We start from the raw sequence: 15,181 nt of genomic DNA on the forward strand, positions 1-15,181 counted from the left end.
ACTTGAAATCCGTCATCGTTCCGTCCGTCCAATCTCCGCCAAGCATGCTCAAGCTTCACGATTTTTGCAACAGAGCCCGAGACGCTGTACCGGATGCTGTGGCTTCGGCTTCGCGTGTTCGTGGTCGAGCAGCGCGCGGCCTACCCGGAACTCGACGGCCGCGACATCGAGCCCGGCGCGGAGCTGATGTGGGCGAGCGACGGCGATGAGGTGCTGTCCACCCTGCGCATCCTCGTGGACCCGACCGAGATGCGCATCGGGCGGGTTGCCACTGACGCCGCAGCCCGCGGGCGCGGCATCGCGGCAGAGCTCATGCGTCGCGCCGTCGCTCGATGCGAGGAGCGGGAACCCGGGGTGCCGATCGTGCTCGACGCACAATCTCAGCTCGCCGACTGGTACGCGCGTTTCGGGTTCGAGGTATCGGGTCCGGCGTTCTCGGAGGACGACATCCCGCACGTACCGATGCGCCGCCCCGCGGGAGGCGGCTGGCGCCCGTCGAACCCCCGCCAACAAGCCCGATCCCGCTGAGCCAGCCCGCACTGCCGGCTCGTTCGGCGCGTGCTGGCTCGTTTGGTATTGGTGGAGGATGCCGACCTCGCGATCTGAGGGCTCGACGCCTTAACCGGTCAGGCGCTCGCGCAGGAAGTCGACCAGGAGTTCGTTCGCGCGATGGGTCGGGTGGGCGGGGACGTCTGCCGAGGCATCCGTCAGTACGGAGTGCGCGTTAGCGGGGATGCCGTGAGGATTGCCGGGCGACGAGTCGATCTCGAACGCACGCCAGCCCTCGCCGAGCAGGCGCTCGAAGGCGGCGAAGCGCTGCGGCGGCACGCTGCGGTCCTGCGTGAATCGAAGTCCGAGGGCACACAGGCCGTCCGCGGCGCGGCGGCTGACCGCCGCCTCCTCGATAATGCTCAGACCCGTCGCCGACTTACCTGCCCCGATCGGCGGCGGCATCGCCGGCTGCGAAAGCACGGGGGCCAGCACGCTCTCGTCAGCTGCTGCGGCGAGCGCGAATCCGCCCGAGAAGCACATCCCGATCACGCCCACACCGGGCCCGCCGCATTCGGCATGCAGTTGGCGGGCGAGTGCCCGCAGATAATGGGCGATCGGCCGGTCGGCGCGGCGCGCGAAGGCCGCGAACTCCCGCGAGACGCACATACGAAGCGCCGAGCCCGCGATGTATCCGCCGCTGATGGGACGCTCCGGCGTGCCGATCACCGACGGCATCGCGACCCGAAAACCGGCCGCAACCAGGCGCTCCCCGAGAGCGATCACCTCGGGGGTGGCTCCCGGTAACTCGGGGACCAGGATGACTCCCGGCCCGTCGCCCCGGTAGTAGACGTCGTGGCGTACCCCCTCGTGCTCGAAGGGGATCATCTGCCACTGCGCGAGAAGCTCGCTCACGCGCTCAGTCAATCACTCGTGGCGAAGAACTCGACGCCGGCGGCCCGGAAGTCGCGGGACCCTGGGGTGTTGAAGTGGTGCCGGTCGGGGATCTCGACGAACGTGCCGTTCGGAGTCGCCTCGGCAAGGCGCCGCGACCGCGGAAGAATCGCGTCTTCGCTGCCGGTCGCAAACAGCACGGGCTGTTGCGGAGGCCGGTCGGGGTCGGGGTCGCCGTCCTCACCGAAACGCATTCCCTCGGCGAGCGCGACGAGAGCTGTCAGATCGTTGCCCGGGACTCGCTCGGCCAGGGTCACGTAGTTGTTGGTGACCTTGTCGGTCACCGGAGTGCCGTCGGCGACATACGCCTTCGCCTGGTCGAGCTGGAGGCGTGCCAGCGGCGTGCCGTCGGGGATGCCGCCGAGAACTGCACGGCTCACCAGCTGCGGGCGGTCGACAGCGAGCTGCCATCCAACCCGAGCGCCGAGCGAATAGCCGAGGTAGCGCGCGGAGTCGATCAGGTACGTGTCGAGCACTGTTGCGAGGTCGTCGATGAACGCGGGCATCTCGTACGCGCGAGGATCGTGCGGCTTGTCGCTCGCACCGTGTCCGCGCTGATCCACGCCGAGAACGCGGAATCCGGCGCGAGTGAGGTCGCGGACCCAGCCGGTGTTCACCCAGTTGTCGCGGCAGCTCGACGAGAACCCGTGGACCGCGAGCACAGTCTCGGCGTCGGGATCGCCCCACGAGTACGTGGCGATGCGGTACCCCTCGCCCACCATGACGTACTGCGGGTCGGGCATTTCGGTCAGCGGGCGCGGTGCGGCATCCATGGGCCCATTCTTCCGCGGGCACGGGGAAGCGGGGTCGGATGCCGAGGTCAGACCCTTTCCAGGGCCTGGGCTGCCCGCTGTATTGCAGCGAGCGCGGCGCCCACCGACGGCACTGACCGAGCACTGCGCCGCGTGATGGCCGAGACACGGCGCGGAGCATGGTCGGCGAGCGGATGCACGGTCACGTCGGGGTTTCGGCTCGCACGAAGGGCGAGGGAGGGAAGGACGGCGACTGCCATGCGCGTGGCGACCAGTGCCTGCACGACGACGTAGTCATCAGTGCTGTGACGGATGTCGGGAGTGAACCCCGCAGCCGAGGTCGAGGTCAACAGGTGTTTGCGGCAGCTGATGCATCCGGTCACCCACTGTTCGTCGGCAAGATCGTCGAGCCGGATCTCGGACCGCGCCGTCAGCGGATGCCCGGGGGGAAGGACGATCTGGAGTGGATCAACCCCGAGGGGGGTGCGATCAGCGTCGGCCGGAACCGAGACGTGTCCATCGTCGTACTCGAAGACGATGGCGATATCGCACGCCCCCTCCTCGAGCGCGCGGAGGGCCTCGGGTGGTTCGAGCTGCTCCAGCCGCAGATCGATCCCCGGAAACCTCTCGGCCAGGTCGCTGACGGCACGCGCCGCGATCGTGGCGCTGGCCGAAGGGAAGGATGCGATCCTCACGCGGCCCGCGCGCAGGTGAGCGTGGTCGGCGAGCTCGTGCTCGGCGTCATGCAGAGCTGCAGCGAGGGCGTCGGCGTGACGCAGCAGGGCGCGCCCGGCATCCGTCACGACCACCCCGCGGCCCTCCCGCGCAAGGAGGGGAACGCCGGCGACCGCTTCGAGGCGCCGGACGTGTTGGCTGACCGCCGGCTGCGTCCAGCCGAGCACCTGGGCAGCGCCGGTGAGTGATCCGGTGCGTCCGACCTCGCGGAAGATCAGGATGCTGCGGGGGTCGAGCGCCGGCAGGGCGCGCGGCGCATCCAGGTCGGCGTGCGTCTCGTGCGGTTCCATGTCACCCCATTCATTAGCACTGCTTTGGTTTCTTCATACAAGTATGCCGTTGTGCTGAAGTATCGCGCGGTGGTCTTGTTGAAGCATGAAAACCATCGGCCTGCTGGGCGGCATGAGCTGGGAATCCACCGCGGAGTACTACCGCATCGCGAACCAGACGGTGCGCGATCGGATGGGCGGGCTGCACTCCGCGAAGATCCTGCTCGACTCCGTCGACTTCGCCGAGATCGGCCTGATGCAACGCGAGGATCGGTGGGGCGATGCGGCCGACCTTCTCGCGACTCACGCGCGCGGGTTGCAGGATGCCGGCGCCGAGATGGTGCTCATCTGCACCAACACGATGCACAAGGTCGCACCAGAGGTCTCTGCGGCGATCGATGTTCCGCTGCTGCACATCGCGGATGCCGCTGCAGTTGCGGTCCGCGCCGCCGGACTGTCTCGGGTCGGGCTCTTGGGCACGGCATTCACGATGGAGCAGACCTTCTACCGGGAACGCCTGGCCGAACACGGCTTGGACGTCGTCATCCCCGGTGATAGGGACCGCGACCTCGTGCACCGCGTGATCTTCGACGAGCTCGCCATGGGCATTGTCAGCGACGAGTCCCGCGCCTCGTACCGCCGGATCATCGAGGGCCTGGTCGCCGATGGTGCTGAGGGAATCATCCTGGGCTGCACCGAGATCGAACTGCTCGTAACGGGGGAGGACTGCCCCGTCCCGGTGTTCCCGACCGCCCGCCTGCACATCGAGGCGGCGGTCGAGGCAGCCTTCGCGTGATCTACAGCCCGGGAGTGCGACGCGTCAGTCGGTGAGCTGCTGAATGCGGATGAGGTTGCCGGCGGGGTCGCGCACCGCGCAGTCCCGCACGCCGTAGTCCTGATCGATCGGCTCCTGCACGATCTCGGCACCGGCGGCCTCGAGAGCCGCGAAGGTTGCGTCGAGGTCGCGGGTTGCCAGGTTGATCCCGAAGTACGAGCCCTTCGCGATCAGCTCCAGCAGTGTCGTGCGCTCCTGGTCGGTCAGTCCGGGGGTAGCGGCCGGCGGATGCAGCACGATCGCGGTGTCGGGCTGGCCTGCCGGACCGACCGTGATCCAGCGCAGGTCCTCGTACCCGACATCCAGCCGCACCTCGTACCCGAGAACGTCGCGGTAGAAGGCGAGCGACTGCTCGGGCTCGAGATGAGGAAGAAAGCTCGAGTGAATAGTGGTCTGCATACCCGTCACGGTAGTGGCCGAATCCGGTGTGCGCTTCTCGATTCGTGACCGATAGGGGCGCCCGCGACCCACTGTCGCGCGTCGGCGGCGTGACTTACCCTTCGGGCATGGACCGTGACGAGCTCGAGCAGTGGCTGTTGGATTCCGACCCCACACTGCGGTGGCAGGTGCAGCGCGATCTGACGGGCGCGCCCGAAGAGGTGTGGCAGGCGACGCGGGCGAGCATGGCGCATGAAGGCGACGCCGCGCGGCTGCTCGCGCTGCAGGATGCCGATGGCCAGTGGGCTGGGGGCGCCTACTTTCCGGCGGGGTATACGGGCGAGGGACCAGGCCAGCCGTGGACCGGTGCGCGGCATCCTGGCGTATGAGCAACTCACGGGCGATGACACCCTGGCGAAGGTCCGTCATCGCGGGGAGGAGTATCTGCTCGAGCGCCGCTTGCGCTACCGCCTGTCGACGGGCGAGCCGGTGGGGACGTGGGCGGATCTGCTGATGTACCCCTACCGGCACCCGCATACGGCGCTGAAGGCCGTCGACTACTTCACCGAGGCTGCCGCTCACGACGGCGTTCGACCCGACCTCCGCATTGCCGAGACCATCGACAGAGTTCGGGACGCACGGCAGCCCGACGGCAGATGGCTGCAAGGCGACAAACTCGAGGGCGCAGTGTGGTTCCCCCTGGACGTCGAACCGGGTGAACCGTCGAAGTGGGTGACGTTTCTCGCGCTGCGCGCGCTTCAGCGCTGGGATGCTGCGGTCAGCGCCGGATCGGCCGCGTGACCTGTTTCGCGACACAGGGAATCAGGCCCGCCGCGTCATGTTCGGCGAGCGCCCGATAAGCACTCGGCGGCATTCCGACGAGCTCGGTGAACCGGGTGCTGAAGGTGCCGAGGGACGCGCAACCCACCGCCAGCGACACCTCGGTGACGCTGAGATCTCCCCGTCGCAGCAGTGTCATGGCGCGCTCGATCCGGCGGGTCATGAGGTACGAGTACGGGCTCTCACCGAAGGCCGCCTTGAACTTTCGGCTCAGGTGCCCCGCTGACATGTGGGCGCCCCGGGCGAGTTCCTCGACACCCAGGGGCGCGGCGTACTCGCGGTCGATGCGGTCCCGGACGCGGCGCAGGAGCGCGAGATCGCGAAGATCGTCGGGATTCGGAGGCATGGTGCCCCGAGTCTCACACGATGTGGCGCGCTCTGTCGACGCTGGTGCGGCAGGATCGAGGGCATGGCCACGGCTCTCACCCACGACGGGCAGCGCTTCGTCTCGGACTACCACCTCGCAACACTGTCGACGCTCGCGCCCTCCGGGCTCCTCCACGTCGTCGCGGTCGGATTCAGCTTCGCAGACGGTCTGGTGCGGATCATCACGATGGACGGTAGCCAGAAGGTGCGCAACATCGAACGGGATGGTCGCGCTACCGTCGCGCAGATCGCGGGCCCTCAGTGGCTGAGCATTGCGGGGCACGCGACGGTGTCGCGCGATCCGGATGCCGTCGCGCGCGCCGTGGAACTCTATGCGGCGCGGTACCGGCAGCCGCAGCCCAATCCGCGCCGGGTGGCGATCGAGCTGCGGCCCGAGAAGATCATGGGTTCCGCGGGACTCGTGGCACCGTAGCGTCGTAGTACTGAGCCCGGAGGACAGTCATGGCACGAACGCCGCAGCATGATGTGGTCGTTGTCGGTGCCGGGCTGGCAGGACTTCGGGCAGCGATCACGCTCGGACACGCCGGACGCGACGTTGTCGTTCTCGAGGCTGCAGACACCGTCGGTAGCCGGCAGCGCACTGACGCCGTCGACGGCTTTCTGCTTGATCGCGGGTTCCAAGTGCTCAATCCCGCCTATCCCGCGGTGCGGCGCTGGGTGGACATTCAGGCGCTACGCCTGAAGCCGTTCCCCGTCGGGGTGCAGGTGCGGCGCGAGCGCGGCCTCGCGACGCTGGCAGATCCGCGCCGGCATCCGTCGATTCTCGCCGCGACACTTCGCAGTGGTCTTCTCGCGCCACGGGACGTTGCCGGACTGGTGCGTTGGGCCGCAACGGCGCTCAGCGCTCCCCGGCGCGTGATCCGCCAAGCCGCCGCCGGCCGCGATCTGCCGGTGCATGAGGCGTGGGATCGTGCCGGACTGACCGGCCCGCTGAGAACCGCGGTGCTCGAGCCGTTCCTTTCCGGCGTCATCGCTGACGGGAGCTTCGAGACCTCCGACGCCTTCGTTCGGCTGCTGATTCGCATGTTCGCGCTGGGCCGCCCGGGCCTGCCCGAGCGCGGCATCCAGGCCCTTCCCGAACAGCTCGCCGCCTACGCCCGGACGCTCGGCGCCGAAATCGCCGTGCAGCGTCGCGTGACCGCCCTCCGTGAGACTGCCGCGGGCGTCGAGGTCGCTGTTGCCGGGGCAGACCCGGTGAGCGCTGACGCGGTGATCGTCGCCGTCGGACCGGAGGCGGCATCAGGACTCGCGCCGATTCCCGTGCCGAGGACCCGCGGCCTGCAGACGTGGTGGTTCGCGACGGACGCCGCGCCGTCGGCATCCGGCATGATCGCGGTGGACGGCACGCGCGCCGGACCGGTCGTGAACACGGCGGTGATGTCGCACGCCGTGCCCTCGTATGCGCCGAAGGGCATGCACCTCGTCCAGGCGACCTGCCTGCTGCCGCCGGCGACACACCGAGGTTCCTTCGATTCTCCGACCGAGGCGCAGGTACGGCGGCACGCCTCTCAGATCTGGGGTACGGATGCCACTGACTGGCGCTTGTTGCGACGCGATGACATCCCGCACGCGCTGCCGGCGCAGTCAGTGCCGCTGCGAACCGTCACGCGCGCGCGACTCTCGGAACGCGTCTACATCGCGGGCGATCACCGCGACACCGCGTCGATTCAGGGCGCGCTGGTTTCCGGCGACCGGGTTGCCCGCGCTCTTATCGCCGGGGCGCCCAGCTGAAAGAAGCCGCCAGCGCGCTACGGCGCGGGCGGTGGCGCGAAGTGGCGCGAGCGCGCGATGTCGCGAGCAGCGTCGGTGCGCAGGAAGGCGAGGATTGCGGCCGCGCCCTCCGGCTCCGACGACGTCGCGGCAATCGCGCCCGAGAACACGGTGTCGATCGCGCAGTCCTGGGGCAAAACGCCCAGCACACTGACACCCGGGCTGCCGACGAGCTCACTCAGCTGCTGAAAGCCGAGATCGACGTCGCCATCGGCGAGAAGGCGCGCGACAGGGATGCCGGGCCTCGCCTGGACCAGCCGATCACCGACTTCCGCGCTCAGGCCCCAGTCCTCAATCATCGACACCAGTGCGGTGCCGCTCGGACCGGTCGAGTAGCCGATCTTCCTCGCCTCCCGAATCGCCTCCCGCACAGCGGCGGCATCCGGGAATGCGGGATCGGAGACCGCGGTCGCCGGAGCGTCAGTGCCCGACGGAGCGCCCACTGCCACCTGCGACAGCACGAGGGGCGCCACGGATGCCGCCACGACGTGTCCGCCGGCGGCGAGCTTCGCTAGCGCACCGTCGGCAAGGAAGACGAGGTCGAACTCTTCGCCGGCGGCGACCCGGTCAGCCGCGTCGACTCCACCGACCGACTCGATCTCGACGTGCCCGAGCCCGGCATCGTCGGCGGCCGCCATGAGGTCGGCAAGCAGCAGCCGCGTCGCCATCGACGAAATGGCCTTCACGCGGCATCCTCGAATGTCTCGGTGTCGACCTCGACAGCGTTGTTCGCCGGGTACCGGGGACCCGACACGGTTTCAGTGCCGATGAGCTCGCCGGCGCGCTCCAGTATGTCGGGCGTGACCTCGAGCTGCGCAGCGGCGATGATCTCGCGCAGGTGGTCGATGTTCGTCGTCCCGGGAATCGGGACGACATGCTCACCTCGAGACGACAGCCACGCGAGCGCGAGCTGGGCCGGGCTGACCCCTGCCTCAGCAGCGAGGGCGCGCCATGCCGGCAGCAGCGCTGCATTGGCTTCCCAGTGCGGCGACTGGAACCGCGGCATCCCGCGGCGGATGTCTTTGGCCACGAGCTCCTCGGGGTTGTGGACGGCATCGGCGAGGAACCCCCGCGCGACCGGCGAGAACGCCACGAGTGCGATGCCGTCGGATTTCGTCGCCTCGAGCATGCCCAGCTCCGCATTCCGGCTCCACAGGGAGTATTCGTTCTGCACCGCGGCGATGGGCGCGACCTGCTGCGCTTCCCGGAGTCGCGCCACCGAGACCTCCGAGAGTCCGATCGCACCGATCTTGCCGGCATCAACGGCTTCGGCGAGCGCCGCGACGCTATCGGCGATCGGCACCGACTTGTCCCAGCGGTGCAGGTAGTAGAGGTCGATGTGGTCGACGTCCAGTCGGCGAAGCGACGCATCCACCTGCGCCCGCAGCGTCTCAGGGCGACCATCGATGACGCGTGAACCGTCGACGATCGCCATCCCACCCTTGCTGGCAAGGATGATCTCGTCCCGTCGGCCCGCAATGGCCTTGCCGACGAGTTCTTCGTTGCGGCCGCCCCCGTACAGGGTCGCGGTGTCGAAGAACGTGACGCCTTCATCGAGCGCGGTCTGCAACAACCGCAGGCCCTCCTCGGGCTGCGGCGCCACCCCGTACGCGTGACTGAGTGACATGCATCCGAGCCCGTACCGGGGCAGGTTCATGCGAGCTGCTCCTCCAGCATCCCGAGCACGCGGTAGCAGTCGAAGACCTGCCGCACCGACGAATTGGGTTCGCGTCCCTCGCGGATCGCAGCCACGAACTCGCGGTCCTGCAGTTCGATGCCGTTCATGCTGACCGCGACCTGCGACACGTCGATCGGCTCTTCCTTGCCGTTCACGAGGTCGTCGTAGCGGGCGATGTAGGTGCCGGTGTCGCCGATGTAGCGGAAGAACGTGCCGAACGGTCCCTCGTTGTTGAACGAGAGCGAGAGGGTGCAGATCGCGCCGGTCTCAGCCTTGAGCTGGATCGACATGTCCATCGCGATCCCGAGCTCCGGGTGGATGGGACCCTGAATCGCATTGGCCTGGACGATGCGCCCCGCCTGGTAGGCGAACAGGTCGACGGTGTGGGCGGCGTGGTGCCACAGCAGGTGGTCGGTCCACGACCGCGGCTCGCCCTTCGCGTTCGTGTTGGTGCGACGGAAGAAGTAGGTCTGCACATCCATCTGCTGGATGTGGAACTGGTCGCTCTGGATGCGCTGGTGGATCCACTGGTGCGACGGATTGAACCGGCGGGTGTGTCCCACCATGGTGACGCGATCGGATGCCTCGGCGGCGGCGAGGGTGGCTTCGGCATCCGCAAGTGAATCGGCCAGCGGAATCTCGACCTGCACGTGCTTACCTGCGGCGAGCGCTGCCTGCGTCTGCGACGCGTGCATCCCGGTGGGGGTGGCGAGGATGACGGCATCCACGTCATCGCGCTCGAGGACGGCGTCGTAACCGACGACGGCGTTCGCAACCCCGTACTTTTCGGCGACGGCCTGCGTGGCCTCGGGCTTGGTGCCGCTGACGACCGTCACCTCTGCGTCGGGGATGTTGGCCAGGCCGTCGAGGTGCTTCATGCCGAAGGCGCCTGCCGCGCCGACAACGGCGATTCGGACCTTGTCACTGCTCATTCGGTGTCCTCCTTCGAACGTGGTGCGCTCCGTGGGGATCGCGCGACCGATCCCCACGGAGCGGGTCTATGGTCAGCCTGTCAGGCCGTTGCGCCGACAGGAACCTTCTCTTCTTCGACCTCGGCGTCGGCCGTGGGGGCTGCGACGGGGTTGGTGATGACGAGGTGACCGACAGCCGTGTTCGAGGCGGGTACGTGGTAGAACCGGTGGTTCACCTCGGGAGCGCCGCCACCGAACTGGTCGTCCATCGCGCCGCGGGCGATGAGCCACATGACCAGCTCGATGCCTTCCGAACCGGCCTCGTCGACGTAGTCGATGTGCGGCCATTCGGTCAGGCCCAGCGGGTCGGAGATCAGCATGTCGAGGAACGCGTTGTCCCATTCCTGGTTGATGAGCCCGGCGCGCGGGCCCTGGAGCTGGTGGCTCATGCCGCCGGTGCCCCAGATCTGCACGTTCAGCTCGGGGCCGTCCCACTTGTCGATGGCGCGGCGCAGTGCCTTGCCGAGCTCGTAGCAGCGGCGACCCGACGGTACCGGGTACTGCACGACGTTGACCGCGAGCGGGATGACCTTGACCGGCCATTCCTCGACCTGGCCGTACACGAGCGAGAGCGGCACGGTGAGTCCGTGGTCGACGACCATCTCGTTCACGAGGGTCAGGTCGAAGTCATCCTGGATGACCGACTGTGCCAGGTGGGCAGCGAACTCCGGGTAACCCTTGACGTCGGGCACCGGGCGGGGGCCGTAGCCCTCGTCGGCGACGGGGTACTCAGCGCCCGTACCGAGCACGAACGTCGGGATCAGCGAGGAGTCGAAAGCCGTGGCGTGGTCGTTGTAGACCAGGATGACGACGTCTGGCGTGTTCTCCTTGGCCCACTTGCGGGTCCAGGTGTAGCCGTCGAAGACCTTCTTCCAGTACGGCTCTTCGGTCTTGCCGAGGTCCATCGCCGCGCCGATTGCCGGCACGTGAGAGGTGTACAGGGCCGAGGTGAGCTTGGCGGGAGCATCCGGCCGCATCGTCTCGGCCTTCTCGCCGGGCTGCGGCGGCGTCCAGCCATCGAGGTCCTTCATGCGGTTGCCCTCGGGGCGGCGGCCGCCCGAGATCATCATGTCGCGGTAGGCGGCCTCGCTCATGCCGGTCATGGAACCGGCCATCTGCTGGAAGCTCAGACCGTGGGTGGCTCCGAGCTTGGCGAGGAAGTAGATGTTGCCACCCTCTTCCATCGCGGCGTTGAGGTCGAGGTCGAGGATCGCCTGCCGCGCCTTGGGTGTCAGCTGCCATTCGTCGAGGTAGGCCTCACGGTCGGCGAGGTACCGTTCGCGGTTCTCCGGCTTCATGAACGACATGCAGAGCTGGTTGATCTGGTAGCCCTTGCGGGCTTGCTCGGCGTCGAAAATGATCGTGCCGGGAACGTTCTTGTAGGGCTTGTCGAGTGCCATGGTCAGTCTCCTTCTGGCCAGTAGAGTCGCCGCGGGTTGTCGACCAGCAGCTTCTGCTGCAACTCGGCGGTCGTGGCGATCTGGGGGATGTAATCGACCAGCAAGCCATCATCGGGCATGTGGTCCTTGAGGTTGGGGTGGGGCCAATCTGTTCCCCACAGCACGCGGTCGGGGAATTCCTCGACCACGCGTCGGGCAAACGGCACGACATCGGTGTAGGCGTGCTGTTCACCGTCGAGAGCTCGGGGGCCGGTGATGCTCAGCCGCTCCGGGCACGACACCTTGGTCCACACGTTCGGGTTCTCCCGCATGAAGCGCAGGAAGAGGTCGAACTCGGGACCGTCGGGATCCTTGCTGACGTCGGGCCGGCCCATGTGGTCGACGACGACGTCGGTGGGAATGCTCGAGAAGAACTCGTAGAGGTCTGGTAGGTCCTCGGCCTCGAAGTAGATGACGACGTGCCATCCCAGCGGCGCGATCTTCGCGACGATCTCCTGCAGCGAATCGGTCGGCACACGGTCGACCAGTCGCTTGACGAAGTTGAAGCGCACCCCGCGCACACCGGCAGTGTGCAGGTCGGCGAGGTCGGCATCCGTCACATCGCGGCGCACCGTGGCCACCCCGCGAGCGCGGCCTTCGCTGCGGCGCAGCGCGTCGACGAGAGCGCGGTTGTCGGCGCCGTGGCAGGTGGCCTGCACGATGACGTTCCGGTCGAATCCGAGCTGATCACGCAGCGCGAAGAGCTGGTCGGCTGAGGCGTCGCACGGTGTGTACTTGCGCTCCGGGGCGTACGGGAACTGCTCTCCGGGTCCGAACACGTGGCAGTGCGCGTCGACCGCGCCCTCGGGCACCCGGAATTTCGGCGTCGAGGGACCGTCGTACCAGTCCAGCCATCCGGGGGTCTTCTCGAACCCGCCGCTCGTGTCTCCGTGGGCCATCGTCAGTCCTCCACGTACTCGAGGCCGGCGGCGGCAAGCGGCTCACGCATGCCGTAGATATCCAGGCCCAGCACGCCCTCGCGGAACTTCTGGCGCTTGGACTCTTCGTTGTCTTCGCGCTTCTGGCTGGCATCGGCCACTGCGCCGACGAGCTCGCGAGGCACGACCACGACACCGTCGACATCCGCGACAACGACATCGCCGGGGTGGACCAGGGCGTTCGCGACGACGACATCGACGTTGACCGAGCCGAGGGTCGCCTTGACAGTTCCCTTGGAGTTGATCGCGCGCGAGAAGACCGGGAAGTTCATCTTCTCGAGGTCGGCAACGTCGCGAACGCCGCCGTCGATGACCAGGCCCTTGCACCCCCGAGCGGTGAGGGAGGTGGCCAGGAGCTCGCCGAAGAAGCCGTCTTCACTCTCGGTCGTGCAGCCCGCGACGATCACGTCACCCTCCTGCACCTGCTCGGCAGCAACATGGAACATCCAGTTGTCACCGGGCTGCAGCAGCACTGTCACTGCCGGTCCGCACAGCTTCGCCCCGGTGTAGGCGGGACGGATGTAGGGGCGAAGCAGTCCGACGCGGCCCATCGCCTCATGGATCGTCGCGACACCGAACTGTGACAGGCGCGCGACATCGGCGGGGTCGGGCCGCTCGATCTTCGTGCGGACGATGCCGAGGTTGTTCAGTCGCATGATGGTCCTCTCACTTCCCCTGCGCCGCAAGTGCGCGATCCAGCCGCGGGTAGACCCGGCGGGCGTTGCCCTCGAAGACGAGCTCGCGTTCGGCATCCGTCAGGTTCGGGGTTGCGTCGACGTAGCGCTTGGTGTCGTCGAAGTAGTGGCCGGTGCGCGGGTCGATGTCGCGCACCGCCCCGATCATTTCGCTTGCGAACAGGATGTTCTCGGTCGGGATGACCTCAGTGAGCAGGTTGATGCCCGGCTGGTGGTAGACGCAGGTGTCGAAGAACACGTTGTTCAGCAGGTGCTCTTCGAGCTCGGGCTTGCCGAGGGCCATCGCGAGTCCCCGGAACCGGCCCCAGTGGTAGGGGACGGCGCCGCCGCCGTGCGGGATGACGAACTTCAGGTCGGGGAAGTCGCGGAACAGATCCCCCTTGAGCAGCTGCATGAAGGCAGTCGTGTCGGCGCCGAGGTAGTGATCGCCGGTGGTGTGGAACTGCGACTTGCACGAGGTGCTCACATGGATCATCGCGGGGATCTCGTACTCGACGAGCTTCTCGTAGACGGGGTACCAGGAGCGGTCGGTGAGCGCGGGTGCAGTCCACAGGCCACCGGACGGGTCGGGGTTGAGGTTGATCTCGACCGCGCCGAGTTCTTCGACCGCACGCACGAGCTCGGGCACCGACGTCGCCGGATCTTCGCCTGGCGATTGGGGGAGCATCGCGCCCATGATGAAGCGGTCGGGGAAGAGCCCGCTCACCCGCGCGACGAGGTCGTTGCAGATGCGCGCCCAGGTCTGGCTGACCTGAAGGTCGCCGATGTGGTGGGCCATGAAGGATGCCCGCGGGCTGAAGACCGTGAGGTCGGAGCCACGCTCATTCATGAGCTTCAGCTGGTTGGCTTCTATGGTTTCGCGGATGTCGTCGTCGCTGATGTGCAACGCGGCGGGATCGGGGGCTTCGCCCTGGCCGTTCGCGAAGGCAATCTGCAGGTCACGCCACGCTCCGAGCTGGGCCGGTGCGGTGGTGTAGTGGCCGTGGATGTCGATGATCACCGAGTGTCGTCCTTGTCACTGGATTGGCGCTGTCACTGGCGCTGTCGCGAGGGGTGCTTGTTTCGAGAGTAAGTCGGGGCTTCGGTATGGTCCAATAGATTCCGGAGTCCTTCTCCATAGACGGAGTCGATGCATGGCCATCCCGGATCTGAACCAACTGCGCACCTTTGTCGTGCTCTACGAACTGCGCAGCCTCACGGCGACCGCGGAGTTCCTGCATGTCACGCAGCCCACGGTGAGCTACACGCTCGCGCGTCTGAGAGAGCGCTTCGGCGACGATCTGTTCCGGCGCGAGGGGCACGTCATGGTGCCCACGACCCGCGCGACCCAGCTGTTCGGCCCGCTGCACGAAGCACTCGCGCAGATCGAGTCGACGGTGAGCGAGACGGCATCCTTTGATCCGTCGGCATTCACCGGAGAGCTCTCCCTCGGGCTGACCTCGATCGGTGAGCAGACGTTCCTGCCGCCGATCATGGCGGCCCTCGCGCGCGAGCGATCGACCGCGCGCCTCGCGGTGAAGCGGTTGGATGCCGACGAGGTGGAGGAAGAGCTCGTGCGGGGACACCTCGACCTCGCCATCACCGTCGCACTCATGGATGCCGCGCGCCTCTGGCGCACGCCGGTGCGCGCTGTGGAGTACGTGGCGCTCACCTCGCGACGGCATCCGTTGCCCCCACCGGGGCCTGACATGTTCGACGGACGCGGGTTCGTGCGCGTGTCATCCCGCGGCGGCCACACCTACCCGCTGCAGCTGCTGCTCGAGCACGGACTCATGCCGCAGGTCGCGCTGACTGTCGAGGAGTACGGCACGCTCCCGGCGGTGCTGCAAGACACCGATCTGGTGACGTTCTTGCCCCGTCACGTTGCTGAAGTGTTCTGCGGCTGGTTCCCGGCGCTCCGCATCGCGGACCTGCCCTGGCCGGGCCAGAGCACCCCGGTAGCGATCTTCACACGGCGCGAGTCGAGCCTCACACCGGCACAGCGCTGGTTCCGACGGCTCGTCCACGGCGCGGTCGTCGAGCCCGGCACCGAGATCTAGCCCGGCCCTCCG

19 protein-coding genes are annotated in these 15,181 nt (G+C 67.7%); 7 read left to right on the forward strand and 12 right to left on the reverse strand.

Annotation, left to right across the window (positions count from 1 at the left end; genetic code table 11):
* The first annotated feature begins 93 nt into the window (after positions 1 to 93).
* Positions 94 to 528: a GNAT family N-acetyltransferase gene (locus tag LL236_RS13725; protein ID WP_228179396.1), complete on the forward strand. Its 435-nt coding sequence runs from the start codon at positions 94 to 96 to the stop codon at positions 526 to 528.
* A gap of 90 nt (positions 529 to 618) precedes the next feature.
* Here the strand turns inward: LL236_RS13725 and LL236_RS13730 are convergent, their stop codons facing one another.
* From LL236_RS13730 to LL236_RS13740, 3 genes are read right to left on the reverse strand one after another with little or no spacing between them, the layout of a single operon-like run.
* Positions 619 to 1,404 (reverse strand): dienelactone hydrolase family protein, encoded by a 786-nt coding sequence (locus LL236_RS13730; RefSeq protein ID WP_228179397.1) that lies wholly within the window; start codon positions 1,402 to 1,404, stop codon positions 619 to 621.
* 8 nt (positions 1,405 to 1,412) lie between these two features.
* On the reverse strand, positions 1,413 to 2,216 hold the full coding sequence (locus LL236_RS13735) for an alpha/beta fold hydrolase (RefSeq protein ID WP_228179398.1): 804 nt from the start codon (positions 2,214 to 2,216) through the stop codon (positions 1,413 to 1,415).
* 47 nt (positions 2,217 to 2,263) lie between these two features.
* Positions 2,264 to 3,220, reverse strand: coding sequence for a LysR family transcriptional regulator (locus tag LL236_RS13740; RefSeq protein WP_228179399.1), 957 nt, complete (start codon positions 3,218 to 3,220; stop codon positions 2,264 to 2,266).
* Between the two features lie 85 nt (positions 3,221 to 3,305).
* Here LL236_RS13740 and LL236_RS13745 point away from each other — a divergent pair, with 85 nt between their 5' ends.
* On the forward strand, positions 3,306 to 3,995 hold the full coding sequence (locus LL236_RS13745) for an aspartate/glutamate racemase family protein (protein WP_228179400.1): 690 nt from the start codon (positions 3,306 to 3,308) through the stop codon (positions 3,993 to 3,995).
* 24 nt (positions 3,996 to 4,019) lie between these two features.
* Here the strand turns inward: LL236_RS13745 and LL236_RS13750 are convergent, their stop codons facing one another.
* Positions 4,020 to 4,433, reverse strand: coding sequence for a VOC family protein (locus LL236_RS13750; protein ID WP_228179401.1), 414 nt, complete (start codon positions 4,431 to 4,433; stop codon positions 4,020 to 4,022).
* A 107-nt stretch (positions 4,434 to 4,540) separates the two neighbouring features.
* On the opposite strand from LL236_RS13750, the gene LL236_RS15165 reads away from it, so the two are divergent.
* Together LL236_RS15165 and LL236_RS15170 are read left to right on the forward strand one after the other, a co-directional pair.
* Positions 4,541 to 4,801 carry a hypothetical protein gene (locus LL236_RS15165; RefSeq protein ID WP_414683113.1) on the forward strand — a complete coding sequence of 87 codons (261 nt, stop codon included), beginning with the start codon at positions 4,541 to 4,543 and terminating at the stop codon, positions 4,799 to 4,801.
* Complete coding sequence (locus LL236_RS15170) at positions 4,779 to 5,213, forward strand: hypothetical protein (protein ID WP_445241961.1); 435 nt, start codon at positions 4,779 to 4,781, stop codon at positions 5,211 to 5,213. The genes LL236_RS15165 and LL236_RS15170 overlap by 23 nt, the downstream gene beginning before the upstream one ends.
* On the opposite strand, the gene LL236_RS13760 is transcribed toward LL236_RS15170, so the two are convergent.
* Positions 5,191 to 5,598, reverse strand: a complete 408-nt coding sequence (locus LL236_RS13760) for a helix-turn-helix transcriptional regulator (protein ID WP_228179402.1) — start codon at positions 5,596 to 5,598, stop codon at positions 5,191 to 5,193. The genes LL236_RS15170 and LL236_RS13760 overlap by 23 nt on opposite strands.
* A 63-nt stretch (positions 5,599 to 5,661) precedes the next feature.
* Here LL236_RS13760 and LL236_RS13765 point away from each other — a divergent pair, with 63 nt between their 5' ends.
* Both LL236_RS13765 and LL236_RS13770 read left to right on the forward strand, forming a co-directional pair.
* Entirely contained in the window at positions 5,662 to 6,051 is a 390-nt protein-coding gene (locus LL236_RS13765) for a TIGR03618 family F420-dependent PPOX class oxidoreductase (protein ID WP_228179403.1), read from the forward strand.
* 29 nt (positions 6,052 to 6,080) lie between these two features.
* Positions 6,081 to 7,370, forward strand: coding sequence for an NAD(P)/FAD-dependent oxidoreductase (locus LL236_RS13770; protein ID WP_228179404.1), 1,290 nt, complete (start codon positions 6,081 to 6,083; stop codon positions 7,368 to 7,370).
* Between the two features lie 17 nt (positions 7,371 to 7,387).
* On the opposite strand, the gene LL236_RS13775 is transcribed toward LL236_RS13770, so the two are convergent.
* From LL236_RS13775 to LL236_RS13805, 7 genes are all read right to left on the reverse strand, one after another.
* Positions 7,388 to 8,095 carry a substrate-binding domain-containing protein gene (locus LL236_RS13775; protein ID WP_228179405.1) on the reverse strand — a complete coding sequence of 236 codons (708 nt, stop codon included), beginning with the start codon at positions 8,093 to 8,095 and terminating at the stop codon, positions 7,388 to 7,390.
* Entirely contained in the window at positions 8,092 to 9,066 is a 975-nt protein-coding gene (locus LL236_RS13780) for an aldo/keto reductase (protein WP_228179406.1), read from the reverse strand. Before LL236_RS13780 ends, LL236_RS13775 begins: the two co-directional genes overlap by 4 nt.
* Positions 9,063 to 10,019 carry a Gfo/Idh/MocA family oxidoreductase gene (locus LL236_RS13785; protein WP_228179407.1) on the reverse strand — a complete coding sequence of 319 codons (957 nt, stop codon included), beginning with the start codon at positions 10,017 to 10,019 and terminating at the stop codon, positions 9,063 to 9,065. Before LL236_RS13785 ends, LL236_RS13780 begins: the two co-directional genes overlap by 4 nt.
* 80 nt (positions 10,020 to 10,099) lie before the next feature.
* Positions 10,100 to 11,458 carry a protocatechuate 4,5-dioxygenase subunit alpha/beta gene (locus LL236_RS13790; protein ID WP_228179408.1) on the reverse strand — a complete coding sequence of 453 codons (1,359 nt, stop codon included), beginning with the start codon at positions 11,456 to 11,458 and terminating at the stop codon, positions 10,100 to 10,102.
* Positions 11,459 to 11,460: 2 nt separating this feature from the next.
* A complete protein-coding gene (locus LL236_RS13795; protein ID WP_228179409.1) occupies positions 11,461 to 12,396 on the reverse strand; it encodes an amidohydrolase family protein in 936 nt (311 codons plus the stop codon).
* A gap of 2 nt (positions 12,397 to 12,398) precedes the next feature.
* Complete coding sequence (gene ligK / locus LL236_RS13800; RefSeq protein WP_228179410.1) at positions 12,399 to 13,091, reverse strand: 4-carboxy-4-hydroxy-2-oxoadipate aldolase/oxaloacetate decarboxylase; 693 nt, start codon at positions 13,089 to 13,091, stop codon at positions 12,399 to 12,401.
* A gap of 10 nt (positions 13,092 to 13,101) precedes the next feature.
* A complete protein-coding gene (locus tag LL236_RS13805; protein WP_228179411.1) occupies positions 13,102 to 14,130 on the reverse strand; it encodes an amidohydrolase family protein in 1,029 nt (342 codons plus the stop codon).
* A 133-nt stretch (positions 14,131 to 14,263) separates the two neighbouring features.
* On the opposite strand from LL236_RS13805, the gene LL236_RS13810 reads away from it, so the two are divergent.
* A complete protein-coding gene (locus tag LL236_RS13810) occupies positions 14,264 to 15,169 on the forward strand; it encodes a LysR family transcriptional regulator (protein WP_228179412.1) in 906 nt (301 codons plus the stop codon).
* Positions 15,170 to 15,181: the final 12 nt, after the last annotated feature.

It is taken from the genome of Microbacterium schleiferi, from assembly GCF_020781975.1.
GTDB lineage: Bacteria > Actinomycetota > Actinomycetes > Actinomycetales > Microbacteriaceae > Microbacterium.